The organism is Streptomyces griseoviridis, assembly GCF_005222485.1.
Taxonomy (GTDB): Bacteria; Actinomycetota; Actinomycetes; order Streptomycetales; family Streptomycetaceae; genus Streptomyces; species Streptomyces hintoniae.
This window is the reverse complement of sequence record NZ_CP029078.1, coordinates 3966006-3990207: the sequence shown is the minus strand read 5'-3', so window position 1 is coordinate 3990207 and position 24202 is coordinate 3966006. Positions and strand designations below refer to the sequence as shown.

Genomic DNA, 24202 nt, shown 5'->3' with positions numbered 1-24202 from the left:
GCCGGCCGGTCGGCGGCTCATCGCTTCTCGACGGTCACCTTCTCGACGATCACGTCCCGCACCGGGCGGTCGTTGCGCGGGTTGGTGGCCGTCGTACCGATCGCGTCGACGACCTTGCGGCCGGCGTCGTCGGCGACCTCGCCGAAGATGGTGTGCTTGTTGGTGAGCCAGGTGGTGGGCGCGAGAGTGATGAAGAACTGCGAACCGTTGGTGCCGGGGCCCGCGTTGGCCATGGCGAGCAGATAGGGCTTGGTGAAGGCCAGCTCCGGGTGGAACTCGTCGGCGAACTTGTACCCGGGCCCACCCGATCCGTTCCCCAGCGGGTCACCGCCCTGGATCATGAAACCCTCGATGACCCGGTGGAACACCGTCCCGTCGTAGAGGGGCTCGCTGCTCGGCCGGCCGGTGTTCGGGTCGATCCACTCGCGGGCGCCGGTCGCGAGATCCACGAAGTTGCGCACCGTCTTGGGGGCGTGCTCCGGCAGCAGCCGGACCACGATGTCGCCCTGGTTGGTCTTCAAGGTCGCGTACAGCTCTTCCGCCATGACGTTCCTTCGGTTATGCGGCTTATAGGTCCGACCAGTCTCGCGGCCCGACCCGCGCGCCCGGGAGCGCGGACACGGCGTCTCACCCACACGAGTGGCGCCACGCGACGGAGGGGATGGACCGCGCGTCAGGACCGCGCGCGCCCGAACCCCTCGGGGAGCTGGACGAAGAGCAGCGCGACCCCGCTGAGCAGGAAGACCCGGGTCGCGGCCTCCAGCCCGTTCCAGTCCTTGGACTGCCACATCGAGAACCACTCCCCGCCGACGGCGATGAACCCGGCGCCGAACAGCAGCATCAGCATGAGCAGCCCGCCCGTCGACCACCGCCGGGCCCGCGCGACGTCCCGCCGCCCCCAGAACCAGGTCCCGGCGGCGAGCGCCAGCGCGGCGACGGCCTCCCACCCGATGATCGCGACGTACACGGCGTCCTGCACCGGACGGCTGGTGATCGCCCGCCACATCACGTCGTCGTCCCTGAACGTGGTGTCCATGGCCAGCACATGCCGGACGAACTGCTGATTGGTCCCGAAGTCGGTGACGTTCCCGAACGCCACGAGCGCGATGTACAGCGCGAGGACGCCGGTGAGCACCCCGGCGCAGAGCACCAGGGCACGCGAGACGGGCGGAGCGGCGGGGGCGGTCGTGGTGGTGCGGGCGGTGGGGGTGGTGGGCGTCATGAGGTGGTCCTGCCCACTGGCCCCACCACCCTCCCCATCGACTTCAGGCCAGACCACCGGCGGGTGGGTGCGCGTTCCGGCCTCTCCCCGCCCCGCGGACTCTGCCAGACTCTGAGCGGGCGAACCGCGGGGGTGGGGCCGGGATGGGGTCGACGCGACCTTCGATGCAGGAGCTGATCCGGCAGCGCAGCCGCGCCGGATTCGTCGGACGCGGTCGCGAACGCGCCGCCTTCCGCGCCAACTTGGAGACCGCGCCCGAGGACGAACGGCACCGCTTCCTCTTCCATGTGCACGGCGACGCGGGCGTCGGAAAGACCTTCCTGGTCCGCGAGTTGGAGCAGATAGCCCGGGAGAAGGGCGCCCTGACCGCCTACGTCGACGAGAGCGCGGGAGCCAGCGCGGCGGAGGCGATGGGCGCCATCAGCCGCCAACTCGGCGCCCAGGGAGCACGGTTCAAGGAACTGGACCGGCTGCTGGCCGCGCACCGCGACCGACGGCACGAGGCGGAGGCCGTCGTGACGGCCGGACCCGGGCCGACGGACCCGGAGCCGGACGGACCGTCCACGGGCAGCGTGCTGGTGGCGCGGGCCGGGCTGGTGGGCCTCGGCATGGTGCCGGGCGTGGGCGCCTTCGCCGGCGCGCTCGACGCGGAGCGGCTCGCCCACCACGCCGACCGGGTGCGGGCGGGGCTCAGCGCCCGCTTCCGCAACCAGGAGGACGTCCAACTGGTCCTGTCGCCCGAGCGGGTGCTCACCCCGGCGCTGCTCACCGAACTCACCGACGCGGCCTCGTCCGCCCCCTGGATCGTCCTGTTCTTCGACACCTACGAGCGGACCGGGCCGTTCCTCGACGGCTGGCTGCACGAGACGATGACGACCGACCGGCACGGCGCCCTGCCCGCCACCGTCGTCGTCGTGACCGCCGGCCAGCACCCCTTCGACACCGCCCGCTGGGGCGGCTTCGCGGACTTCGTCGCCGACCTGCCGCTCGGCCCGTTCACCGAGGCGGAGACGCGCGGCCTGCTCGCCGACAGAGGCGTCGTCGCGGAACCCGTCGTCGAGGAGGTCCTGCGGCTCACCGGTGGCCTCCCGGTCCTGGTCTCCACCCTGGCCGAACAGCGCCCCACCGACCCCGACGACGTGGGCGACTTCAGCGCCACGGCCGTCGAACGCTTCCTGAAGTGGGAGCAGAACCCGACACACCGCGCCCTCGCCCTCGCCTGCGCCCTGCCCCGCAGCCTGGACATGGACGTGTTCCGGGCCGCCGCCGAGTGCCCCGACGACGAGGCGGACGCCCTCTTCGGCTGGCTGCGCGGACTGGCGTTCGTCGACGACCGCGGGGACCGCCTGCGCTACCACGGCCTGGTCCGCGGCCCGATGCTCCGGCTGCAACGGCGCCGCTCCCCCCGCGGCTGGACCGAGCGGCACCAGCGGCTCGCCGCGGAGTTCGGACGGTGGCGCGCCGAGGCGGCGGACGGGCTGCGCCCCCACCAGGAGTGGGATCAGGAGCACTGGCGCGAGCTGCGGATCGAGGAGCTGTACCACGCGCTGTGCGCCCGCCCCTCGGCCGCGCTCCCGGCGGCGATCGAAGACCTGATCGTGGTCTGCGGCACGGACCGCGCGGCCGGCCGGCGCTGGGCCCGCATGCTGGAGGAGGCGGGAGACGCCGCCGCCGCGCCCGACCTCCAGGACCTCGGACGCCGACTGGCGCGACTCCTCGTGGACGACGACACCGGGGCGACCCCCGCGATGGACCTGCTCCTCGCCCACCCCGCGACCAGCGCGCGCGGCCGGGCCCTCGCCCACACCCTGCGGGGCATAGAACTCCGTCACGCGGGGGACCACCAGCGCGCGCTGCGCGAGTGCGACCAGGCCGTCGGCAACGCCCCCGACCTGGACGTGGCCCACCACAACCGGGGACTCACCCTGCGGTTCCTGGGAGACCTCCCGGCGGCCCTGGCCGCCTTCGACCGCGCGGACGAACTCACCCCCGGCATGGCCAGGGTCATCGCGGGCCGAGGGGAGACCCACCGGCTGGCGGGCCGGTTGCCGCAGGCCGTCGCCGACTTCGACCGGGCCGTCGCCCTCGACCCGACCGACAGCGACGCCCTCTCGTCCAGAGGCGTCTGCCTGCACGCCCTCGGCCGGTACGACGAGGCACTCGCCGACTTCGACCGAGCCGTGGGCGCCGACGGGACCCGCCTCTGGCCGCTGGTCCGCCGAGCCCGCCTGCGAGCGGAACTCGGCGACTGGGAGCGGGCGTTCACCGACCTCGACCGGGCCGTCCGCGCCGCACCCGGCTCGGCGTGGGTCGCGTCGGAACGCGGAGAGACGTACCGCCGTGCGGGCCGCTTCGAGGAGGCGGTCACGGAATTCGGCAGAGCCCTCACGCTCCAACCCGACTACCCCTCCGTCCTCGCGGGCCGGGGCGCCGCCCACTACGAACTGGGCCGCGACCAGCAGGCGCTGGCCGACCTGAACCAGGCCGTGGAACTGTCACCCGGCTACACGTGGGCGCTGGTGCGCCGGGCACGGACCAGACGGCGGCTGGGCGACGCCGAGGGCGCGATCGAGGACCTGCGCCAGGTGGTGGAACGCGATCCCGGCCACGCCCAGGCCCTGATCGCCCTCGGAGAAGCGCGGGCCGCCCTGGAGAACCACCAGGCGGAGCGGACCTACCCGACCTGACCGGCGAACTCGCCCCAGGCCGACCCCCCGAAGACGAGCGGCGCGCGACGGCGGTCTTTGGTGTCGCGGACGTGGACGGTGGCGGCGGCGGGCGTTATCGCGACCTCGACACAGTTGGGGCCGTCGTTGCTGCTGTGGCTGCTCTTGCGCCAGTTCAGTGCGACTTCGACGCACGCGGGGCCGTCATTGCTGCTGTAGCTGCTCTTGAACCAGGTCAGTGAGGTGGTCATGATGCCGCCGAGCAGCTCTGGATGAAGCCGGTCCATGAGCGCTCCCCGAAGGCGAGTTGCGGGCCGTGGCGGTCCTTGGTGTCGCGGACGTGGATGGTGGCGGAGGTGGTGGCTACGGCGATCTCCACGCAATCGGGACCGTCGTTGCCGCTGTAGCTGCTCTTGCGCCAGGCCAGGGCGACTTCGACGCACTCTGGGCCGTCGTTGCTGCTGTAGCTGCTCTTGAACCAGTTCAGCGCGGGGGTCATGTCTCTTCTCCCATGACTTTCTCGATGAAGGCCAGTGACTCTCGGGGCGTGAGTGCCTGCGCCCGGATCATGCCATAGCGCATCTCAAGGATCTGGACTTCTCGGGGGTCGCTGATCAGGCGGTTGGCGAGTTGACCCTCCGAGTGCCCGAGTGTTTTGCCGTCCTGAAGCTTCAGCAGTTGGAGCGAGCCGCCCATGCCTGCGTGGTCCTCGCGGTCGTTTGGCATCACCTGAATCTCGACGTGCCGCAACTTGCTCATCTCCAGAAGGTGTTCGAGTTGCCGCCGCAGAATCATTCTGCCCCCGAGGGGGCGCCGTAGCGTCACCTCTTCCTGGACAAAGGTGAGAAGCGGCAGGGGTGTTCGCTCGAAGACCGCCTTCCGTGCCACGCGGGCGGTGACGTAGCGGTCGATCTCCTCCTCCGAGTACGCGGGACGTCTCATGACATACAACTCCCTGGCGTACTGAGGGGTCTGGAGCAGCCCGTGGATGTGATGGCTCGCGTACGCCCCCATCTCCACCGCCTCGTCCTCCAGTTGCTTCAGATCACGGACCTTCTTCGGGTACCGCGCCTTCTCCACGTCCTCCTTCATCGTCGCGAGCTTGCCGCCCGCGCCGAGTGCCTTGTCCGCCTTGTCGAGGAAGTCGGGCTTCGGGACCCGTCGCCCCCGTTCCACCGAGGACACCATCTCCTCGCTGTAGCCGACGGCCGCCCCCAGTTCCGACTGGCGCAGCCCCGCCGACTCCCGCCATGCCTTGATCTGGCGGCCCACCGCCTTGAGTACGGCCGTGGCCTCTTCGTCCTCCACCCCGTCCACCTCCCGTGCACCAGCCGGACGACTCCGGAGCGCGTCCGGACAGTCGCTCTGCGTACCGACGTCAGTGCTGTTCAGGGTAGGGGGAAGCGGCCACGCTGAGTGACGTGAACCGAGAAATCACCCACGCTGCCGCCCCGGCGCGGCCCTTCAGCGTGCAGTTGTCCTCGACGCGACGGGGCGCCCGTCTCGCCCGGCTCCTCACCGAACGTCAACTCGTCGACTGGGGCGTACCGTCGGAGGCCGCCCTGCACGTCGTCGCGGAACTCGCCGCCAACGCCGTGCTGCACGGCCGGGTCCCCGGACGCGACTTCAGGTTGACGCTCCGGCTCGACGGCGACGGAGTCCTCCGTATCGAGGTGACCGACGCCCGGGGTGACCGGATTCCGCGTCTCCCGGACCCGGTCGACGCGCGCGCGGAGTCGGGGCGCGGGCTGCTGCTCGTCGCGGCGTACGCGGAGCGGTGGGGAGTCGACCGGGCGCCGGGCCCCGGCAAGACCGTCTGGGCCGAACTCGTACCGGAGCGGGGGCGGCCGTGACGGCCGGGCCCCCGCCCGGTGACGGCCGCTACTCGTCGCTGGGCGCGTCCTCGCGGGCGGCCTTCCGGTAGCGGCCGACCACCGCGGTGACGCCCGCCGCGATCAGCGCGACCACCAGCACGATCGCCACCACGGAGCCCGTGTTCATCGTTCCGTACATGATGTTCTCCCTCGTCGGATCGGGTGACAGGTCAACGCGGTTGCGTGGAAGTGTTCCTGACGTCCCATCCTCACCTGTGCGACGGCGGGAGCGCCGCCGGGTCGGGACCCAAGCCGCCGGTTTCGAACAGGTTGGGGCAGGTTGGGGCTCCATGCCTCACAGTTCCCCCACCCTCCGGACCCCTCAACTCACCGTCCCCGTTCGATTACAGTGCTGAGCTGTCGTGCGGGCGGGCGGTGCCGTTGGGGAGGTCTTGGTGGGTGCGACAGCCGGCGCCGTCTGGGGCCGCAGCGAACAGCAGGACTTCCGCAGCCGGGTGCGCGGCACCCTTCTCGGGGCCGCCGTCGGCGACGCGCTCGGCGCCCCCGTCGACGGGATGACCCTCGACGAGATCCGGGCCGCACACGGCGCCGACGGCCTCGTCGATCTCGGCCTGGGGTTCGGGCGGCGCGGCGCCGTCACCCATCTCACGCAGCTCGCCCTGTTCACCGTCGACGGACTGATCCGCGCCCAGGTCCGCCGGGACACCGGCGCCTGGCATCCGCCGACCGATCTGCACCGGGCCTATCTGCGCTGGGCGGCCACCCAGCGCGACTGGGGACCCGACGAGCGCCGCAAGGAGGACGGCTGGCTGGCGCGCGAGGAGTGGCTGTACGCCCGCCGTGAGCCGACCCGGGCGCTGCTGATGGGGTTCGGCGACGACCGGATGGGCACCCTGGAGTCCCCGAAGAACCCGGGCGAGCCGGGCCCGGAGGCCACCACGCGTTCCGCTCCGTTCGGGCTGCTGGTGGGCTGGGAGCCCCAACTCGTCGTCCAGTTGGCGGTGGAGTGCGCCGCGCAGACCCACGGTCATCCGACCGGATTCCTCGCGGCGGGCGCGTACGCCGTCATCGTGCACGCGCTGGCGCGGGGCGAGAGCCTCGACGGGGCCGTGCAGCGGGCCCTGGCGCTGCTGTCCGCGCGCCCCGGCCACCAGATCGTCTCCGACGGCCTCCAGCACGCGCTGGGCGCCGTCCGGCAGGGCAGGCCGGCCCCGGGCCGGGTGGAGGAACTCGTCGGCGACGGCACCGCGGACGGGGTGCTCGCCGCCGCCGTCTACTGCGCGCTGGTGGGGGAGGACGTCCGGCACGGGCTGTGCCTCGCCGTGAACCAGGGCGGGCCTTCCGGCGCCACCGGCGCGCTCGCGGGCGGGCTGCTCGGCGCCCTGCACGGCGAGACGGCCCTCCCACCGGCCTGGCTGGCCGAACTGGAGGGCCGTCCCACGATGCTCGAACTCGCCGACGACTTCGCCATGGAGATGACCCAGGGGCCCGCCCTGCACGGCCCCGCGGGCGCCTCTCCCGGCTGGCTCGCCCGCTATCCGAGGGGATAGCGGAGGCTGGCAGGGTTCACTCAGGGGTCACCCGGCGGTCGTCCCCGGGTCACCGGACGGTCGTCCTCGGGTCACCCGGCGGTCACTCCGGGGTCCGCGCGGACACCGTGCCGTCCGCCGCGCCCGCCGGGGCCGGTACCGTCGCCGCGGCCGAGTCGCCGTCCGTGTTGACGCGTTCGATGATCGCCAGGCGTTCCGGGGTGTCCTCCGGCTTCAGGTAGCCGATCAGGACGTAGAGGACGAGCGAGACGGCCAGCGGGATCGACACCTGGTACTCCAGCGGGACCCCGCCGTCCACACTCCAGTTGATCGGGTAGTTCACCAGCCAGAACGCGAGCAGGCCCATGGCCCAGCTGGTGAGCGCGGCGGTCGGTCCCGAGCGGCGGAAGGGGCGCAGCAGGCCGAGCATCATCGGGATGGCGATCGGGCCCATCAGACCGGCGACCCACTTGATGACGACCGTGATGATGTCCTTGAACGCGGGGGAGTTGACCTGCGTGGCCACCGCCATCGACAGACCGAGGAAGACGACGGTGGTGACGCGGGCCGCGATCAGCCCCGACCGCGCGTTCCAGCCCCGGGCCTGCCGGGAGAGCACCGGTGCCACGTCCCGGGTGAAGACTGCGGCGATGGCGTTGGCGTCGGAGGAGCACATGGCCATGGTGTGCGAGAAGAAGCCGACGATGACCAGGCCCAACAGGCCGTGCGGCAACAGCTGTTCGGTCATCAGGGCGTACGCGTCGGAGCCGTCGGGCTTCTCCGCCTGGACCAGCAGCGGCGACATCCACATCGGGAAGAACAGCACGATGGGCCAGACCAGCCACAGGATCGCCGAGAGCCGCGCGGAGCGCTCGGCCTCCCGGGGGCTGCCCGTCGCCATGTAGCGCTGGGCCTGGTTGAGCATGCCGCCGTTGTACTCGAACAGCTTGATGAACAGGAACGCGAGCAGGAACACGGTGCCGTACGGGCCGACCAGCGGCTTGCCGTGGCCGTGCAGGGCGGGTTCGTCCCAGGCGCCGAGGAACCCGATGCCCTTGTCGCTCAGCTTCAGCACGACGGCGACGAACATCGCGACCCCGGCCAGCAACTGGATGACGAACTGGCCGAGTTCGGTGAGCGCGTCCGCCCACAGGCCGCCGATCGTGCAGTAGACGGCGGTGATTGCGCCGGTGATGAGGATGCCCTGGTTGAGGGAGATGCCGGTGAAGACCGACAACAGGGTGGCGATGGCGGCCCACTTGGCGCCCACGTCGACGATCTTCAGCAGCATCCCGGACCAGGCGAGGGCCTGTTGGGTGCCGAGGTTGTAGCGGTTCTTGAGGTATTCGAGCGGGGAGGCCACGTGCAGCCGGGAGCGCAGCCGGTTGACGCGCGGCGCGAACAGCTTCGACCCGATGGCGATGCCCAGCGCGATCGGGAAGGACCAGGTGATGAACGACGTGACGCCGTAGGTGTAGGCGATACCGGCGTACCCGGTGAACATCACCGCGCTGTAGCCCGACATGTGGTGCGAGATGCCGGACAGCCACCAGGGCATCTTGCCGCCGGCGGTGAAGAAGTCGCTGACGTCGTCGACCCGCTTGTGGGACCAGACACCGATCGCGATCATCACGCCGAAGTAGCCGATGAGCACAGCCCAGTCGAGACTGTTCATGGGTCCCCTTCCAGGTTCACCGCCGGTTCGGGCATGTGAACTCTGGGCGGGGTGACGTGCTCACGGCAACCGAGCGGAAGGTCAAGAGACAGTAAAAATGTTCCGGACGATGGCCCGTGTTCACGGATATGGATGAACTGAGGATGCCGTCCGAAGCGCCTAACGCATCAACTCCCCCGCGTTGACCAGCAACGACTGACCCGTGATCGCCCGCGCCCGGTCCGACGCCAGGAACACCGCCGCGTCCGCCACGTCCCCGTCGGTCGCCAGGTCGGGCAACGCCATCCGGGAACTCAGCCGGCCGAGCACCTCCTCCTCAGGTACCCCTTCGGTCGCCGCGGTGAACTGCACGTAGGCCCGTACCGGCGGCCCCCACATCCAGCCCGGCAGCACCGTGTTCACCCGGATCCGGTGCGGGCCCAACTCCCGCGCCAGCGAGTACATCGCGCTCGTCAGCGCCCCCTTGGACGCCGCGTACGCCGCCTGCCGCACCTGCGAGGGCGCCGCCACCGACGACTGCGTCCCGATGAACACCACCGACCCGCCGCCCGCCGCCCGCAGCCCCGGCAGACACGCCCGCGCGATCCGCAGCGACCCCAGCAGATTCACGTCGATCACCGACTGCCAGGTGGCGAAATCCGCATCCTCGAGACCACCGAAATAGCTGTCCCAGGCCGCCACTTGGACGACCGCGTCGATCCGCCCGAACCGCTCCACGGCGAGCGCCGCCAGCGCCTCGCACTGCGCCTCGTCGGTGATGTCCGTCGGCCGGTACGCGGTGTGCGCGCCCCGCGGGTCGATGGCGGAGGCGCTCCGTGCGAGGTTCTCCTCCGTGCGCGCCCCGAGCACCGCGTTCCCGCCGTCGCGCACCACGGCCGCCGCCACCTGATGGCCGAGCCCCGCCCCGACCCCCGACACCACGACCGTCCTGCCCGTGAGCAGCGACATCGAAAACCTCCCCGGATCGGGCGCCCTACGGCCCTGGCCAATCATCTGACGGAGCGTCAGAGTATGGGCGACCGCGAGAAAGGGGAACCGCATGAGCGAGGACACCCGCAGCGAGACCTACGGCGAACTGGCCGCCGTCGGGCCGTACGGAGTGCGTCCCGGGCACGCCCTGATCACCCTGGTCGAACCGCACCCGGGCCACGAGTACGCGTACAACCGCTGGTACGAGGACGACCACTACTACGCCGGCGCGATGGCCATGCCCTGGATGTACGCGGGACGCCGCTGGGTGGCCACCAGGGACCTGCAACTCCTGCGCTACCCGGAGAAGTCGGCGATCGCCCAGCCGGTCACGGCCGGCTGCTACCTCTCCACGTACTGGATCACCGAGGGCCGGTACGCCGACCACATGAAGTGGACCGTGGCGATCAACCGCCGCCTCAACCGCGACGCCCGCGTCCACCAGGAGCGCACCCACGTCTTCACCGCGTTCCAGGACCGCGAGACGACGCTCTACCGGGACGGCGCGGCGGGCCCGCGCGACCTCCACGCCCTCGACCACCCCTACGCGGGCCTCGTCCTCGAAGTGATCGACGCCGAAACCCCTGAGAAACGCCCGGAGTTGCTCGACCGGCTGCGCTCACGCCTGCTGCCGAGGCGGCTCGCGGGCTCACCCGCGGCGATGGTGACCGTCTTCCGGCCGACCCCGCTGCCGGGCGACCGCATGACGTACGTGAAGCAGGTCGAGGGTGTCGACACCCGGCTGACCCTGCTGTGGTTCCTCGAACGCGACCCGCGCGAGTGCTGGGACGACCACTTCACCGGTCTGGACGAGACGATCGCCGAAACGGGCCTGGGGAGACTGGAGTTGGTGGCACCGTTCATCCCGACCGTGCCGGGCACCGACCGCTACGTCGACCGCCTGCGCTAGGCAACCCGCCCGCTCACGCGTCGTCGGCGGGCACAGGCCGAGCCCCCTCGGCAAGGACGGCGGGCTGGTCGAGAGGGCTCATGCTGTGCTGCGTGTGAAGTTGTCGCCGTGAAGGGCGGCCGGGAATCGGTAGCGCCGTCTGCCTAGCCCTTGACGGAGGTGACGAAGGTGTTCCAGGCGTCCGCCGGGAAGGCCAGCGTCGGCCCGTCGGTCACCTTCGAGTCGCGCACGGCCATCGCCGCGACGACAGGGGACTTGATCTCGACGCACGCGCCGTTTCCGGTGGAGTACGACGACTTGGTCCACGTGTCCGTGGCGCCCTGACGAATAGCCATTTTTGCTCCGCATTGCCAGTTGGTGAGTTGCTTGTCACCGAGTGCCGGGTCCGAGTCGGAACCGCCACCGCGGTTCACGCCAACCTCGGTGCTCGCTGGCGTGATTCGAAGCTACTCGCACTCCCTGGTCTACGAAGAGACTATTCACTCGACCGGATGGCATATTCCAATCGGGTCTTCCGCTCCCGGCCCGGGAAGGTGTACCTTGCGCGACCCTCCCGGTGGCCGGGGGCCCTCACCGCGTGTACGTCTTCGCGACGTCCGCGATGTACTGCCGCGACTGGTCCGGGTTGAGCGCCTGCGCCCTCAAGTGCTCGTACATCACGCTGTACTTCTGGACGTCGTTCGCCTTCTCCAGATACAGATCGCTGGTGACGCCCTCGATGTAGACGACGTTCGAGTCCGCCGCGTCGGGGAACTCCAGGATCGCGTACTGCCCGTTGAGCCCCGGATGCGCGCCCATGTCGAACGGGATCACCTGCACCGTCACATGCGGCAGCTGCGAGTGCTCGACCAGCAGGTCCAACTGGGCCCGCATCAGCGCGTTGTTGCCCACCTTCCGGTGCAGCGCCGCCTCGTCCATCACCGTCCACAGCCGCAGCGGATTGTCCACCGCCGTGATCCGCTCCTGCCGACGCATCCGCACCTGGACCCGCTTCTCGACATCCGCGGGCGCCGTCTCGGGCAGCGCGCCCGCGATCAGCGCCTCCGCGTACTCCCGGGTCTGCAACAGCCCCGGCACCACCTGCGGGTCGTACACCCGCAGACTCGCCGCGTCCGTCTCCAGACCGATGTAGACGCTGTACGGGATGTCACCGAACGAGTGCCACCAGCCCTGCTGGCGCGAGTCCTTGGCCATCTGCATCAGGGAGTCGACTATCCGGTGGTCCTCCACCTCGTAGACCCCGCACAGATCGCGCACGTCGCGCTGGCTGATACTGCGCCGGCCGTTCTCCAGCCGGCTGATCTTCGACTGCGAGACCAGCAGGCGTTCGGCGACCTCTTCCGCCGTCATGCCCTTGATCTCGCGGAGCCGACGAAGTTCCTGACCCAGCCTCCGTCGCCGGACGGTGGGATTGACATTGGACGCCACGAGACGTGCACCTCCGGCTACGTGCCACATACCTGCCACTTTGCGTATCTGCTGTTGAGCAGACTGCCACCAAGGTGCTCACTACCGCTGGGAAACGGTTGATATGCGGTGCGTACACGCCAGTTCACGGCACCGGACGGGCACCCGCCGGACAACAGGCGCGAGGAAAAAGGGCCTTGGCGGCCGGCCGCGCCCATGCGGCCGCGCGGGTCGGCGGGACCTTCCGCCGGCCGCCCTCGTGGACGGCCGACGTGCGATCCCGCCGCCCGCGCGGACCGGCGGCTCCCGAACCGGATCATGGGGACTCGGGTACGGCGTATGGAACTGTGTGACGGCTCTCGCCGCCGTGCGTCGTTGAACCGCGGCTCAGTGAGCCACGACGCGCGCCATCGAACCCCGGCGCGGCTGCATCGGAACACCGCGCGCGGGCTCCGGTGCGGACGGCCTGGTCGGTCCGGCCGGGGCCGGATTGCGACGAGGCTGTGCCACCGCGCCGTTCTGGACGTCCATCACGGCGTGCGCCACGAGGCCGCCCATCGGGTCGTGCCTGATCAGATCCCGTAGCCGGGAGCGCGAGGAGCGACCCTCGTTGCCCGGATACAGGTGCTTGCCGAGGCCGACAGCGTGGGCCAGGGCGGCGAGCGCCGCGGTCCGCGGGTCCGGCGGGACGCCGGTGCGGATCGCTGAGTCCAGCCGGGACTTGATCTCCCGGCTGATGGCGGTGTCCGTCGCCTGGTAACGAGTCGTCGGCAGCACTCCGCACATCTGTCCCGGCACGGCGGCAACCATGCCGCACCGTTCCAGATGCGAGAGGTACGTCTGGCGCAGCCCCAGTCGGGGCCCGCCGATCCAATGGACCGCCCGGACCGGAGCGCCACGCCTTCGCAGCAGCTCCAACGCGCAGTCCAGAGTCGGATCTCCGGTCGGCCGTGGTGCCACCACGGCGATACGATCCCCGTCTGGGGCTATCCGACCGGCCAGCGCGAGCTCTACTAGCTGCGCTCCGGCCAGGCCGAGGTCGAGCGACTGCGGCTGTGCGGTGGTACCCGTGGCCGGGTCCAAAGCCAGCAACAGAAGCTCTTCCGGAATTGTTCTGCGGCTCCTGCCCATCCATGCCTCCCCGCGTGGATGACAGACAGGGTGACCCCTCTCACATTGGTCTGTCGAGGGTGCGTGACCTGTTCGTAAGGGAACCGGTAGGTATGTCGTTCTCGTCTACCGCTTCAGCCAGGTCCACACACAGGACACTGGTACATGGTTCGGACAGCGCGCTGGAGCGCTGTCGCGGGCGGCGGTTCACTGTTCGGTAGACCGCACACGTCGTGCGGCATGAGGAGGCATCGGTGGCGGGCGAGTCCCCCGACAGGTCGAAGCAGCGCGAGTCGTCGGCAGAACCGACGTCGGGGAGCAAGGGTTCGGTTCCCGGATCCAGGAACGAGGGCCGCGGTTCACAGGATCCGCGCGCCGGCATGACGAGGGAACCGGAATCCGGGGCCGCCCGCACGGGCGGGGTGGACACGGCGACCCGCGTCTTCGCGGTACGGGACGCGGACATGGCCGCCTCCGACGAGGAGCGCCCCGAGGAGACCGGCACGGGCGCGGGCGGCGCCGAGGTGCCGGAGGCCGTCGCCGCCGCGTGGGTGCGCCGGGGCGCCGACCCCGAGGCGCCCGAACCGGCCGAGGCCCCCGGGTCCATCGACGCGAAGCCCACCGACGGCAAGGCCGCCCAGGCCGGCAATGACGCCGGCGGCAAGGCGGAGGCCCGCGCGAAGGTCCCCGCCCCCGCGCGGGGCGACGCCGGGCCGGCCGGTAAGGGCGCCGAGGACACCCAGGCCGGCAAGGGCGACGAGGACACGCAGGCCGGCAAGGCCGGCAAGGGCGACGCGGGGAAGGCCGCGCCGCGCCCCACCGCACCCACCGCCCCCGGCGCCGAAGCCACCGGGGCACCAGAGGCCCCGGAGGCGCCCACAGCGCCCGCTGACGCCGCCGAGGGTGACGAGACCCCGTCAAGCCCCTCCGAGCCCGCCACGGACGGCACCAGGCCCGCTACGGACGGCACCGGGCCCGCCCCGGGCGACACCGACACCCCCGAGGACGGCAAGGCTCCCGCGAACGGCAAGGCTCCCGGGAACGGCAAAACTCCCGAGGCGGCCAAGACCGCTGAGGCGCCCGAGGCGGCCAAGACCCCCGCGACTCCCGCGACTCCCGCGGCCCCCACGGCCCCCGGCGCCGCCGCTCCCGCCGCCTCCGCCGCCGAGCCCGCCGCCGACGAGTCCGCCGACCGCGGTGACGGGGACCGTGACGGTGACGCCCCGAAGGCGCCGTCCCCCGCGCCCAAGTCCGGCGCCACGGACGCGAAGCCCGAGTCCGAGCCTGAGCCCGAGTCTCAGCCCAAGGCCGCCGCCAAGAAGCCCGAGCCCACCGAGGCCACCCCGGGCGACGACGCCAAGACCGCCCCGGCCGCCGACACCGACACCGACACCGACCCGGACTCAGGCATCGCCCCCGGCGACGACCCCGCCCCCGAACCCCTCGACCACCCCACCACCGTCTTCAAGGCGCCCCGGCCGGCGAAGCCCGAGGTCGATCAGCCGACCACGATGCTGAAGCTCGGTACCGGTGCCGAGCGGGCCAGCAAGTTCGTCGCGCTCAAGCCGCTCGACGAGCCGCAGGGCCGCCCGCCCGCCGCGGGCGCCACCAGGTCCGTGCCGCAGGTCGGCCCGGAGCTGACCACCCAGCAGCCGCTGCCGCCGAAGCCGCCGCTGGATCTGCTGGCCGAGCTGACCAACACCCCGCCGCCCCCGCAGACCCCGGTCCGCACTCTGGTCAGGCGGGTCAAGATCTGGACCCCGCTGGTCCTGCTCCTGATCCTCGTGTTCGCGATCGCGCAGGCTTTCCGGCCGCTGCCGACGCCCACCCTCGCGCTCACCGCCGCCGACTCCTACACCTTCGACGGCAGCCAGGCGCAGCTCCCCTGGCCGTCCGAGGGACAGGGCAGCATGGACGTGAACGGCATCGGCACGATGGGCGCCTTCGGCAAGCAGACGCCGGTCGCCATCGGCTCCGTCGCGAAGGCGATGACGGCGTACATCGTCCTCAAGGACCACCCGATGAAGTCGGGCTCGGACGGCGAGAAGATCAAGGTGGACGCCCTCGCGGAGAAGGAGGGCGGCTACGACAAGGACGGTGAGTCCACGCTCAACACCGTCAAGGCCGGTGACGTCCTCACCGAGCGGGACGCGCTGTCGGCCATCATGATCCCGTCGGCGAACAACATCGCGCGGCTCCTCGCCCGCTGGGACGCGGGCTCCGAGGCGGAGTTCATCAAGAAGATGAACGACACCGCCAAGGAACTCGGCATGGAGAACACCACGTACACCGACGCCTCCGGCCTCAAGGAGACCACCGTCTCCACCGCCGAGGACCAGGTGAAGCTGGGCAACGAGCTGGTGCGGATCCCGGCGCTGATGGAGATCACCCGGCTGCCCAGCTGGAAGGACCCGTCGGGCCAGACCTGGCAGAACTACAACCGCCTGGTCCCCTACAACGGCGCCCTCGGCATCAAGACCGGCACCACCACCAAGGCGGGCGGCAACCTGCTCTTCGCCGCCACCAAGGACGTCGACGGCCAGACCGTCACCGTCGTCGGCGCGATCCTCGGCCAGCACACCGCGCCGATCATCGACACCGTCAACGCGGTCAGCAAGACCGCGATGGTCGCCGCCCAGGACGCCCTGAAGTCGGCGAAGATCCTCAAGAAGGGCGACGTCGTCGGGTACGTGGACGACCGGCTCGGCGGCCACACGCCCATCGTCGTCACCAAGGACGTCAGCGCGGTCGGCTGGTCGGGCCTCAAGGTGAAGCTCTCCTTCGACGCGGGCGACATCCCGCACACCGCGAAGGCCGGCACCACGGTGGGCACGCTCACCGTCGGCGACGGTGACGGCGGCGCCGTCAAGGTCCCGGTCCAGCTCCAGCGGGAGCTGGCCGAACCCGGCCTCGGCGCCAAGCTGACGCGGATCACCTGACCGTCGCGCAGCCCGCCGGGACGCCCACCGCGGCGCCCCCCGGCGGGCTGCGTGCTAGCGTCACGAAACGGGGCAGGCCGTCGCGCACGGGACGCGACCCGGTGACCCCCGGGACGTGCCCGCGAACGGGCGGACGGCGGCGACTGCCCCGTGACAGATGAAGACGGGACACCACGGGGAGTGCCTACAGGTGGCCACTGCGGAGCCGACACGTGCCGACGACGCCGAACCGGGCCCGGGAACCGGCCCGCGAATACGCGTGCCCGCCGGGCCCTTCACCCGCGCACTGCTCGCCCTGCGTGAGCGGTTGCTGCGACACCCGGTGCTCTCCATCACGGCGCTGTCCGGCGTCCTGCACATCGTCTGGTTCTTCACGTTCGCGAACAGCGGCGGGGACCTCGCGGCGCAGGACGCGTGGGCCGAGTTCGTCGGCAGGCACCCCGACTCCGCGTACAACCTCGCCTGGTACGGCGGCATGCACCCGGTGTCCTACAGCGTGGTGTCGCCGTATCTGATGTCGCTGCTCGGCGTGCGGACGACGATGATGATCGCCGGAACCGTCTCCGCCGGGCTGCTGACGATGATCCTGATCCGCAGCCGCTCGGTCCGCAATCCGCTCTGGGCGTCCCTCGCCGGAGTCTTCGCCTTCCTCTGCAACGCGGCCTCGGGCCGGGTCACCTTCGGCCTCGGCACGGTCTTCGCGCTCGGCGCCGTCGCCGTCGTCTTCTGCTGGCCGTACCGCTGGCGCCACAAGCGCTGGGCGAAGGCCCTGTGCGCGGCCCCGCTCGCCGCGCTCGCCACGATGTCGTCCCCGGTGGCCGGCCTCTTCGTGGGCCTGGTCGCGGTGGCGATGTTCCTCCAGAAGCGGCGTCCGGGCGCCTGGGCGCTCGGCCTCGCGCCGGCCGCCGTCGTCGCCGTCTCGGCGTGGCTGTTCCCGTTCTCCGGCACCCAGCCGATGAAGTTCGGCTCGGTGGTGCTGCCGCTGCTGTTCGCGGTCCTCGTCGTGGTCCTCGTCCCCAAGGAGTGGACGACGGTCCGGCTGACCTCCGGGGTCTACGCGCTCGGCGTCGTCGCGGTCTGGGTGGTCAACTCCCAGATCGGCTCCAACATCACCCGCCTCGCGATGCTGTTCGGCGGGGTGGCGCTGGTGGCGGCGCTGCCGTTCACGGTCCGCGGCTCCCGCAAGTGGTACACGACCGCGCTCGCCGCCGCCGTCTTCACCGGCTGGATCGGCTTCAAGTCCGTCGACGACGTCGTCCACACCACCCCGACCGCCTCCTGGGCCCGCGAACTCGCCCCGCTCGTCAACGAGTTGCAGATGGTCGGCGCGGAGAAGGGCCGCGTCGAGGTGGTACCGGCGGCCTCGCACCGCGAGGCGTCCGCGCTCGCCCCCTACGTCAACCTGGCCCGTGGCTGGAACCGCCAGGCCGACATGGAACGCAACCCCCTCTTCTACGACGACACCCTCAACTCCGCGAACTACCACGAGTGGTTGCAGCGGTGGGCCGTGCACTTCGTCGTGCTGCCCAAGGACCAGCCGGACGGCGACGGCGGCGAACGCGAACGGCAGCTCGTCCAGCGCGGCATGCCGTTCCTCAGGCAGATCTGGGGCGACGCCAACTGGCAGCTGTTCAAGGTCACCGACCCGGCGCCGCTCGCCGAGCCCAACGCCATCGTCGACCGGGCCGAGCAGGGCGAGATGACGATGCGCGTGAAGAAGGCCGGACGCGTCCTCATCCGCATCCCGTACTCGCCGTGGCTGAGCATCGTCGACGCCGAGGGCAAGAAGCTCCCGCCGCCCCAGGAGACGGAGGAGTCCAAGCACCGCGACGACGGCACCCCCAAGACGTACGACAACGTCGACGGCTGCCTGATGGAGACGGAGAAGGACGCGAAGGGCGACAAGTGGACGATGCTGGTGGCGCCGAAGGCGGGCACCTACCGGCTGGCGGCCCCCTACACGCTGCCCCGCGGCACCCCCTGCCCCGACGAACTGAAGCAGCCGGAGTGAGGGGCAGGAGCACCCCTCACTCCACGGGGAACGCGACGCCGCCCGGCGAACCTCACTCCACGGGGAACGCGATGTCGCACACCGCGTCGTCCGGGCCCGCCGCCGCGAAGTCCGTGAAGTAGATCTCGCGGCACGGCCCGGCCTGCCGCAGCCCCTGCCCGGCGAGCCACTGCTCCACCGCCTCGAAGGCGGCCAGGATCTGCGGATGCGCCACCTGCGCCTTGGTGATCCTGGTGTACGCCAGCCGCCCGGCGGGCTCCACCCGCACCGTCGTCTGCCGGGACCGCCCGTTCGCCGCGGCCCACGCGCGGGCCGCCGCCGCGTCGGCCACCGGCACGCACGCCTCGGCCGGTCCGTCGCTCTCCATGGACACCTCGGCGTGGTAGACGACGAACGGCGCCGCCGCCACACCCCCGCACTCCGCCGCGGCCGCCTCCAGCCTGGTCAGCGAGGCGCCGATCCAGGCAGGCAGCTCGTCCGCCAGGGTGTGCCGGGTCTCGGTGAGCACGGCCAGCTCCGGCACGTCCACCGTCTCCACCACGTAGTTCTCGTACATCTCGTGACTCCTGCCCGAAAGACGGCCACGGAGGTACCCGGTGAGCGTGCGCTGCCCGGCGATCCGGCGCTCCACGGTCGCCCAGTAGGCGTTCAGCAGCCCGGCCGCGCGGTCCCCGTCGGGCCCGTCGGCCGCGTCGAGGATCTCGGCGATCCGTGCCAGCGGCATGTCGAGCCGGCGCAGCAGCGCCACCAGACGGGCCCGCTCCACCTGCCCCGCGCGGTAGCGGCGGTAGCCGCTGACCTCGTCGACCTGGGCGGGCGCGAGCAGCCCGAGGCGGTCGTACAGGCGCAGGGCCTTCGGCGACAGCCGCGACCTGGCCGCGAAAGCGCCGATGGTGAGCAGTTCGTCGTCCACCCTGGCATCCTCCGTCACCGGACGGTCCTTCCGCCCGGTGAGAAGGAGGCTCATCCCTGCCCCAGGGGCAAGGTCAACGGCCGTTCAGCCGAGCTGGCCCTCGACGGCCGCCACGACCTCGGCGGACTCCGGCTCGGTCTGCGGGGAGAACCGGGCGACGACCCTGCCGTCCCGGCCGATGAGGAACTTCTCGAAGTTCCAGCGGATGTCGCCGGTGTGGCCCTCGGCGTCGGCGAAGCCCACGAGGCGCTCGTACAGCGGGTGCCGTCCGTCGCCGTTGACCTCGACCTTCTCGGTCAGCGGGAACGTCACGCCGTAGGTCGCCGAGCAGAACTCGGCGATCTCCTCGGCGCTGCCCGGCTCCTGCCCGAGGAACTGGTTGCAGGGCACACCGAGCACGGTGAAACCCTGGTCGGCGTAGCGCTCCTGGAGGCGTTCGAGGCCCGAGTACTGCGGGGTCAGGCCGCACTTGGAGGCCACGTTCACGATGAGCACGGCCCGGCCGGCGTACTGGCCGAGGTCCGCGGAACCGCCCTTGAGGGCGTCGATCCGTACGTCGAGGGGTGCGGTGCCTTCGCTGTCTGAAGTCGTCATGAGCGGATGCTAACTCCGGTCGCCCGCGGGCCGGGGCGCGGGCCGCCCGCCGTCCGCCGGGGACGCCGCGACGACGACCTCGCCCGCCGCCGTCCGCGAGTACAGCACCGAGCGGCCCGCCCGCCGCCGCTCCACGAGACCCGCGTCCAGCAGGATCCGCAGGTGCCGGCCGACCGAGCCGAGCGCCAGCCCGGTCACGGCCACCAACTGGCTGGTGCTGACAGGGGAGTCGAGCAGGGTCAGCACGGTGGCGCGGGCCGGTCCGAGCAGCGCGCCGAGCGGCGCGGGCACCGTACGGGAGGGGGCGTCGGCGAGGGTGCCCGCACACGGATAGGCCACCGCGTACCGGGCGCTGTCGTCCCAGGAGACCCAGCCGCGCCGCTGCGGGGTGACCGGCATCAGCAGCAGGTCGGCGCCCGAGATCGCGCGGGGCGGATACTCGTGCCCGTTGACCTGCAACCGGCTCTCGCCGAGCCAGCGCGTCCCCGGCCGCAGCGCGTCGAGGACGGCGGCCAGGCCACCGCGGGCGAACCGCGCGGTCCGCGCCGCGACATCGGCCTCCAGGACCCGCCGTCGCCGGTCCCAGTCGGGCCGCACACCGGTCTCCCACACGGCCTCCAGCAGGGTGGCGGCCCGTTCCGGCAGGTCGTCGCGGTCGGCGAGGGCGGCCAGCACATCGGGGTGGCTTCCGGCGAGGGAGGTCCGCAGATGGGTGTGCGCGTCCTCGGGCCGCACCGCGCGCACCCGGGCCACCGTCTCCTCGAAGGGCTCGTCGTCGCGGGGCGTCGGGGTGAGGAAGTCGGCGGTCCAGTACCGCCCGAGCCCGGCGCGCACCAGCAGCGCGGTGACCGGATCGGCGGCCAGCCGCGCCCGGTGCCCCGGCAACACACGGCGCAGCCACTCCTGTTCGCCCGGGTGGGCGCCCGTCCCCTCGTGCAGCAGCTTCAGACAGGCGACCGTCTCGGCGAACGGCGACACCACGAACCGGCCGCGCGCGAGGGTGTCGGCGTCCAGCAGCCACCAGCCCATGAAGTCCCTCCGTCTACCCCCGCCCCGCGGGCCCGGCGCGGGGCCGATCCGTTTTCGCGTGGGCTCGCGGGTGTTCGTTTCGCGTGGGCGCGAAAGAGTACCGGCAGTCCGGTGCGCCCCGCAGACTCCCCGCATGCGCAGCTACCAAGCCCTCTTCCGGGTACCGGAGTTCACCCCGCTGTTCCTGTCGACGTCGCTCCGCTGGGCCGCCGGGACGGTCGCGGGGCCCGCCCTCGGCACGCTGGTCTGGATGGGCACCGGATCGCCGCTGCTCTCCGCGGTCAGCATGTTCACCCCGCAACTGGCCCAGGTGGTGGGCGCGACGACGCTCCTGTCGGCCGCCGACCGCATCGCGCCGCGCGCCGCCCTCACCCTGATCGCGCTGACGTACGCCGTCGGCACGGCGGCCCTGACCCTGCCGGGACTGCCGGTCGCCGCCCTGCTGGGGATCTCCCTCGCCCTCGGTCTCGTCGCCTCGCTCGGCGGCGGCGTCCAGTGGGGACTGCTGAACGAGATCCTGCCCAAGGACGGCTATCTGCTGGGGCGTTCGGTCTTCAACATGGCGAACGGGCTCACCCAGGTCGCCGGGTTCGCGGTCGGCGGGGTGCTGGTGGCCGTGGTGTCGCCGCGCGCCGCCCTGCTCCTCGCGGCGCTGCTGTACCTGCTGGCCGCGCTCGGCACCCGCCTCGGTCTCGGCCGCCGTCCGCCCAGGGCCTCGGGACGGCCCTCGATCCGCGCGACCTGGCGGGCCAACGCCCTGCTCTGGTCGCACCGTTCGCGCCGGCTCACGTTCCTCGGGCTCTGGCTGCCCAACGGCCTGGTCGTCGGCTGCGAGTCGCTGTACGTGGCGTACGCCCCGCACGCGGCGGGCACCCTCTTCGCGTGCGCCGCGGCCGGCATGTTCGTCGGGGACGTCCTGGTCGGCCGGGTGCTGCCGCCTTCGGTCCGGGGCCGCCTCGCGACCCCGCTCCTGGTGCTCCTCGCCGCTCCCTACACGCTGTTCCTGCTGCGCCCGACGGTCCCGGTGGCGGCCGTCGCGGTCACGCTGGCCTCGGTCGGCTTCGGCGCAAGCCTGGTCCAGCAGGAGCGGCTGATGGCGCACACCCCCGACGAACTGAGCGGCCACGCCCTAGGGTTGCACTCGGCAGGCATGCTGACGATGCAGGGCGTGGCCGCGACACTGGCGGGCACGGTGGCCCAACTCACCTCACCGGCACGGGCGATGACCGCGATGGCGGTGGCGTCGCTGACGGTGACGGGCCTGCTGGCGTTGGCCGGGACCCGCCGTCGCTCCGCCGCCCCCGCCCCCGCTCCCTCGGCTACTCCTTGACCGCGCCCGCGTTGGCTCCCTGCACGAAGTACCGCTGGAAGCAGAAGAACAGCGCCGCCACCGGAATCGTCGCCAGCAGCGCCGCCGCCAGCTTCAGCGGGTACTGGGTGCCCCCGCCGAGACCGCCCGAGACCATCCGCGCCAGACCCACGGTGAGCGTCTCGTACTGGCTCGACTGGGTGGAGACCAGGAAGTGCGTGAACTCGTTCCAGGAGCCCTGGAAGGAGAGGATCGTCAGGGTGAGCAGGGCCGGACGGGCCATCGGCAGGACCACCGACCAGAAGGTGCGGAACACGCCCGCGCCGTCCACCCGCGCCGCCTCCTCGACCTCCTTCGGGATCGACTCGAAGAACTGCTTCATGATGAAGATGCCGGCCGCGTCGACCATCAGCGGCAGGATCATGCCGGTGTAGGTGTCGAAGAGACCGAACGTGTTCAGCACCAGGAACCGGGGGATCAGCAGCGCCACGCCCGGCACCGCCATCACCGCCAGCACGAAGCCGAACAGCACCCCGCGGCCGCGGAACCGCAGCCGGGCCAGCGCGTACCCGGCCATCGCGTCGAACAGCACCCGGCCCGCCGTCACGAAGACCGCGACGAACGCCGAGTTGCCCAGCCAGCGCAGGAACGGCACCCCGCTCGCCGACTGGCTCAGCCCGAACAGCCGCTGGTAGGCGGCGGTGGTCGGGGTGGTGGGCAGCAGCCCGAGCGGGTGCGCTGCCGCGTCGGGGTCGGTCTTGAACCCCGTCACCAACTGGATCACGAACGGCAGCAGGTACAGCAGCCCCACCGCCGCCACGGCCGTGTAGCCGAGCACCCGCAGCGGGCGGGCGAAGCGCGGGAGGACCGGCGACGCCGGGGTCGGGGTGCTCATCGGCTCCTCCGGTTGCGGGGCGTGCGCTCGCGCATCAGGTAGCGCTGGGCGCCGGTCATGATCAGGATCAGCGCGAGCAGGATGAACGCGATGGCCGCGCCCTGCCCGAAGTCGGCGTCGTCGAACGCGGACGAGTAGGAGAGGAACGCCGGCGTGAGCGTGGTGTTGCCCGGCGCGCCCTGGCTCATGACGTACACCTGGTCGAAGACCTGCCAGGTGGAGATCAGCCCCAGGGTGAGGACCAGGAAGAGGACGGGACGCAGCGCGGGCAGCGTCACGTACCGCAGCATCTGGCGCCGGTTGACGCCCTCGATCGCGGCGGCCTCCTCCAGCTCGCGCGGGATGTCCTGGAGCGCCGCGAGGAAGATCAGCATGAAGGTGCCCGACGTCGTCCACACGGCGAGCAGGATGATCGTGCACATCGCGACGGACGGCCCGGCCAGCCACTCGAACCAGGACAGGCCGAGGAACGAGTGGTCGGCGAGGAGACCCGTGGGGTGCCCGGTGTCGACCAGCCCGAGCCCGCCCAGGAGCATGCTGAGCACACCCCGGGGATCGTTGAACCAGTTCGGTCCCTTCACCCCGATCCAGGACAGCGCCGTGTTGACCGCGCCGCTGCCCTGGAACAGGAAGAGGAAGATCGTGGAGACCGCGATCGAGCTGGTCACCGACGGGAAGAAGAACGCCGTGCGCAGCGCGGAACGGGCCCGCAGCAGCCGCTGGTTGACGATGATCGCCAGCCCGAGCGCGAGCACGGTCTGGACCGGCACCGTCAGCAGCACGTAGTAGGCGTTGTTGCGCAGCGACGTCGCGAACAGCGTCCGGTCGAGGCCGTCGTCGACCAGCAGCGCCTTGTAGTTGTCCAGGCCGACGAACTTCGCCTGGCCGCTGAACGGGTTGGACTGCCCGTCCCAGTGGAGCAGGCTCACCCACAGCGCCATCAGGATCGGCAGGACGAGGAAGAGACCGAGCACGATCACCATGGGGCTGACGAAGAGCCAGCCCCAGGCGCCTTCGCCGCGGCGCCCCGCACGCGGGGCTTGGGTGGCGCGGGGCGCCGCGGCCGGGCCGGGCCCGCCGGGCGCGTCAGGTGCGCCCGCCGGGTCGGCCGTACGGGGGCCCGAGCCCGCGCGGGTGCGCGGGGCGGGCTTGAGGTGGTTCGACGTACTGGACGTACTGGACATGGCGG

23 protein-coding genes are annotated in these 24202 nt (G+C 71.7%); 7 read left to right on the top strand and 16 right to left on the bottom strand.

What is annotated here, in order from left to right:
- Nucleotides 1–17: 17 nt before the first annotated feature.
- Together DDJ31_RS16785 and DDJ31_RS16780 are read right to left on the bottom strand one after the other, a co-directional pair.
- Nucleotides 18–545 carry a peptidylprolyl isomerase gene (locus tag DDJ31_RS16785; protein ID WP_127179478.1) on the bottom strand — a complete coding sequence of 176 codons (528 nt, stop codon included), beginning with the start codon at nt 543–545 and terminating at the stop codon, nt 18–20.
- A 128-nt stretch (nt 546–673) separates the two neighbouring features.
- Entirely contained in the window at nt 674–1222 is a 549-nt protein-coding gene (locus DDJ31_RS16780) for a DUF2165 domain-containing protein (protein WP_171480836.1), read from the bottom strand.
- 164 nt (nt 1223–1386) lie between these two features.
- Here DDJ31_RS16780 and DDJ31_RS16775 point away from each other — a divergent pair, with 164 nt between their 5' ends.
- Nucleotides 1387–3909, top strand: a complete 2523-nt coding sequence (locus DDJ31_RS16775) for a tetratricopeptide repeat protein (protein ID WP_164784949.1) — start codon at nt 1387–1389, stop codon at nt 3907–3909.
- On the opposite strand, the gene DDJ31_RS16770 is transcribed toward DDJ31_RS16775, so the two are convergent.
- The 3 genes from DDJ31_RS16770 to DDJ31_RS16760 are packed head-to-tail and all read right to left on the bottom strand — an operon-like array spanning nt 3897 to nt 5196.
- Complete coding sequence (locus tag DDJ31_RS16770; RefSeq protein WP_431027891.1) at nt 3897–4175, bottom strand: DUF397 domain-containing protein; 279 nt, start codon at nt 4173–4175, stop codon at nt 3897–3899. The two genes, DDJ31_RS16775 and DDJ31_RS16770, sit on opposite strands and share 13 nt — an antisense overlap.
- A complete protein-coding gene (locus DDJ31_RS16765) occupies nt 4136–4387 on the bottom strand; it encodes a DUF397 domain-containing protein (protein WP_127179480.1) in 252 nt (83 codons plus the stop codon). The genes DDJ31_RS16770 and DDJ31_RS16765 overlap by 40 nt, the downstream gene beginning before the upstream one ends.
- On the bottom strand, nt 4384–5196 hold the full coding sequence (locus DDJ31_RS16760; protein WP_171480835.1) for a helix-turn-helix domain-containing protein: 813 nt from the start codon (nt 5194–5196) through the stop codon (nt 4384–4386). The genes DDJ31_RS16765 and DDJ31_RS16760 overlap by 4 nt, the downstream gene beginning before the upstream one ends.
- Nucleotides 5197–5309: 113 nt before the next feature.
- On the opposite strand from DDJ31_RS16760, the gene DDJ31_RS16755 reads away from it, so the two are divergent.
- Nucleotides 5310–5741 carry an ATP-binding protein gene (locus DDJ31_RS16755; protein ID WP_127179482.1) on the top strand — a complete coding sequence of 144 codons (432 nt, stop codon included), beginning with the start codon at nt 5310–5312 and terminating at the stop codon, nt 5739–5741.
- Between the two features lie 28 nt (nt 5742–5769).
- On the opposite strand, the gene DDJ31_RS39670 is transcribed toward DDJ31_RS16755, so the two are convergent.
- On the bottom strand, nt 5770–5901 hold the full coding sequence (locus DDJ31_RS39670) for a hypothetical protein (protein ID WP_276319309.1): 132 nt from the start codon (nt 5899–5901) through the stop codon (nt 5770–5772).
- A 256-nt stretch (nt 5902–6157) separates the two neighbouring features.
- Between DDJ31_RS39670 and DDJ31_RS16750 the strand changes: the two genes are divergently transcribed.
- A complete protein-coding gene (locus DDJ31_RS16750) occupies nt 6158–7273 on the top strand; it encodes an ADP-ribosylglycohydrolase family protein (RefSeq protein WP_127179483.1) in 1116 nt (371 codons plus the stop codon).
- 82 nt (nt 7274–7355) lie between these two features.
- On the opposite strand, the gene DDJ31_RS16745 is transcribed toward DDJ31_RS16750, so the two are convergent.
- A complete protein-coding gene (locus DDJ31_RS16745; protein ID WP_127179484.1) occupies nt 7356–8927 on the bottom strand; it encodes a sodium:solute symporter family protein in 1572 nt (523 codons plus the stop codon).
- 159 nt (nt 8928–9086) lie between these two features.
- Nucleotides 9087–9875 carry an SDR family oxidoreductase gene (locus DDJ31_RS16740; RefSeq protein WP_127179485.1) on the bottom strand — a complete coding sequence of 263 codons (789 nt, stop codon included), beginning with the start codon at nt 9873–9875 and terminating at the stop codon, nt 9087–9089.
- Nucleotides 9876–9966: 91 nt separating this feature from the next.
- Between DDJ31_RS16740 and DDJ31_RS16735 the strand changes: the two genes are divergently transcribed.
- Nucleotides 9967–10806: a hypothetical protein gene (locus DDJ31_RS16735; protein WP_127179486.1), complete on the top strand. Its 840-nt coding sequence runs from the start codon at nt 9967–9969 to the stop codon at nt 10804–10806.
- Nucleotides 10807–10949: 143 nt separating this feature from the next.
- Here the strand turns inward: DDJ31_RS16735 and DDJ31_RS16730 are convergent, their stop codons facing one another.
- The 3 genes from DDJ31_RS16730 to DDJ31_RS16720 all read right to left on the bottom strand — a co-directional run bounded on the left by DDJ31_RS16730 (nt 10950) and on the right by DDJ31_RS16720 (nt 13344).
- Entirely contained in the window at nt 10950–11141 is a 192-nt protein-coding gene (locus DDJ31_RS16730) for a DUF397 domain-containing protein (protein ID WP_127179487.1), read from the bottom strand.
- Between the two features lie 235 nt (nt 11142–11376).
- Nucleotides 11377–12234 carry a helix-turn-helix domain-containing protein gene (locus DDJ31_RS16725; RefSeq protein ID WP_127179488.1) on the bottom strand — a complete coding sequence of 286 codons (858 nt, stop codon included), beginning with the start codon at nt 12232–12234 and terminating at the stop codon, nt 11377–11379.
- Nucleotides 12235–12600: 366 nt separating this feature from the next.
- Nucleotides 12601–13344 (bottom strand): GOLPH3/VPS74 family protein, encoded by a 744-nt coding sequence (locus tag DDJ31_RS16720; protein WP_093824925.1) that lies wholly within the window; start codon nt 13342–13344, stop codon nt 12601–12603.
- A 359-nt stretch (nt 13345–13703) separates the two neighbouring features.
- On the opposite strand from DDJ31_RS16720, the gene DDJ31_RS16715 reads away from it, so the two are divergent.
- Nucleotides 13704–16262, top strand: a complete 2559-nt coding sequence (locus DDJ31_RS16715) for a D-alanyl-D-alanine carboxypeptidase (RefSeq protein WP_240678187.1) — start codon at nt 13704–13706, stop codon at nt 16260–16262.
- A 190-nt stretch (nt 16263–16452) separates the two neighbouring features.
- The gene (locus DDJ31_RS16710; RefSeq protein ID WP_127179490.1) at nt 16453–18273 is read left to right on the top strand and encodes an MFS transporter; all 1821 of its coding nucleotides are present in this window, start codon (nt 16453–16455) and stop codon (nt 18271–18273) included.
- A gap of 52 nt (nt 18274–18325) precedes the next feature.
- Here the strand turns inward: DDJ31_RS16710 and DDJ31_RS16705 are convergent, their stop codons facing one another.
- The 3 genes from DDJ31_RS16705 to DDJ31_RS16695 are packed head-to-tail and all read right to left on the bottom strand — an operon-like array spanning nt 18326 to nt 20809.
- Nucleotides 18326–19240 (bottom strand): MerR family transcriptional regulator, encoded by a 915-nt coding sequence (locus DDJ31_RS16705; RefSeq protein WP_127179491.1) that lies wholly within the window; start codon nt 19238–19240, stop codon nt 18326–18328.
- 30 nt (nt 19241–19270) lie between these two features.
- Entirely contained in the window at nt 19271–19780 is a 510-nt protein-coding gene (locus DDJ31_RS16700) for a glutathione peroxidase (RefSeq protein WP_127179492.1), read from the bottom strand.
- A gap of 9 nt (nt 19781–19789) precedes the next feature.
- Nucleotides 19790–20809 carry an ArsR/SmtB family transcription factor gene (locus DDJ31_RS16695; protein WP_127179493.1) on the bottom strand — a complete coding sequence of 340 codons (1020 nt, stop codon included), beginning with the start codon at nt 20807–20809 and terminating at the stop codon, nt 19790–19792.
- Between the two features lie 133 nt (nt 20810–20942).
- Between DDJ31_RS16695 and DDJ31_RS16690 the strand changes: the two genes are divergently transcribed.
- Nucleotides 20943–22139: an MFS transporter gene (locus DDJ31_RS16690; RefSeq protein ID WP_127179494.1), complete on the top strand. Its 1197-nt coding sequence runs from the start codon at nt 20943–20945 to the stop codon at nt 22137–22139.
- Here the strand turns inward: DDJ31_RS16690 and DDJ31_RS16685 are convergent.
- Both DDJ31_RS16685 and DDJ31_RS16680 read right to left on the bottom strand, forming a co-directional pair.
- Nucleotides 22129–23013 (bottom strand): carbohydrate ABC transporter permease, encoded by an 885-nt coding sequence (locus DDJ31_RS16685; protein ID WP_127179495.1) that lies wholly within the window; start codon nt 23011–23013, stop codon nt 22129–22131. The genes DDJ31_RS16690 and DDJ31_RS16685 overlap by 11 nt on opposite strands.
- Nucleotides 23010–24197 carry a carbohydrate ABC transporter permease gene (locus DDJ31_RS16680; protein ID WP_240678188.1) on the bottom strand — a complete coding sequence of 396 codons (1188 nt, stop codon included), beginning with the start codon at nt 24195–24197 and terminating at the stop codon, nt 23010–23012. The genes DDJ31_RS16685 and DDJ31_RS16680 overlap by 4 nt, the downstream gene beginning before the upstream one ends.
- Between the last annotated feature and the right edge of the window lie 5 nt (nt 24198–24202).

Coding starts and splice junctions, on each gene's coding strand:
- DDJ31_RS16780 (WP_171480836.1), bottom strand. CDS start 1,222: ATGACGCCCACCACCCCCACCGCCCGCACCACCACGACCGCCCCCGCC.
- DDJ31_RS16715 (WP_240678187.1), top strand. CDS start 13,704: ATGACGAGGGAACCGGAATCCGGGGCCGCCCGCACGGGCGGGGTGGAC.
- DDJ31_RS16695 (WP_127179493.1), bottom strand. CDS start 20,809: ATGGGCTGGTGGCTGCTGGACGCCGACACCCTCGCGCGCGGCCGGTTC.
- DDJ31_RS16700 (WP_127179492.1), bottom strand. CDS start 19,780: ATGACGACTTCAGACAGCGAAGGCACCGCACCCCTCGACGTACGGATC.
- DDJ31_RS16720 (WP_093824925.1), bottom strand. CDS start 13,344: ATGGGCAGGAGCCGCAGAACAATTCCGGAAGAGCTTCTGTTGCTGGCT.
- DDJ31_RS16785 (WP_127179478.1), bottom strand. CDS start 545: ATGGCGGAAGAGCTGTACGCGACCTTGAAGACCAACCAGGGCGACATC.
- DDJ31_RS16740 (WP_127179485.1), bottom strand. CDS start 9,875: ATGTCGCTGCTCACGGGCAGGACGGTCGTGGTGTCGGGGGTCGGGGCG.
- DDJ31_RS16735 (WP_127179486.1), top strand. CDS start 9,967: ATGAGCGAGGACACCCGCAGCGAGACCTACGGCGAACTGGCCGCCGTC.
- DDJ31_RS16705 (WP_127179491.1), bottom strand. CDS start 19,240: ATGAGCCTCCTTCTCACCGGGCGGAAGGACCGTCCGGTGACGGAGGAT.
- DDJ31_RS16685 (WP_127179495.1), bottom strand. CDS start 23,013: ATGAGCACCCCGACCCCGGCGTCGCCGGTCCTCCCGCGCTTCGCCCGC.
- DDJ31_RS16775 (WP_164784949.1), top strand. CDS start 1,387: ATGCAGGAGCTGATCCGGCAGCGCAGCCGCGCCGGATTCGTCGGACGC.
- DDJ31_RS16730 (WP_127179487.1), bottom strand. CDS start 11,141: ATGGCTATTCGTCAGGGCGCCACGGACACGTGGACCAAGTCGTCGTAC.
- DDJ31_RS16765 (WP_127179480.1), bottom strand. CDS start 4,387: ATGACCCCCGCGCTGAACTGGTTCAAGAGCAGCTACAGCAGCAACGAC.
- DDJ31_RS16745 (WP_127179484.1), bottom strand. CDS start 8,927: ATGAACAGTCTCGACTGGGCTGTGCTCATCGGCTACTTCGGCGTGATG.
- DDJ31_RS39670 (WP_276319309.1), bottom strand. CDS start 5,901: ATGTACGGAACGATGAACACGGGCTCCGTGGTGGCGATCGTGCTGGTG.
- DDJ31_RS16690 (WP_127179494.1), top strand. CDS start 20,943: ATGCGCAGCTACCAAGCCCTCTTCCGGGTACCGGAGTTCACCCCGCTG.
- DDJ31_RS16680 (WP_240678188.1), bottom strand. CDS start 24,197: ATGTCCAGTACGTCCAGTACGTCGAACCACCTCAAGCCCGCCCCGCGC.
- DDJ31_RS16770 (WP_431027891.1), bottom strand. CDS start 4,175: ATGGACCGGCTTCATCCAGAGCTGCTCGGCGGCATCATGACCACCTCA.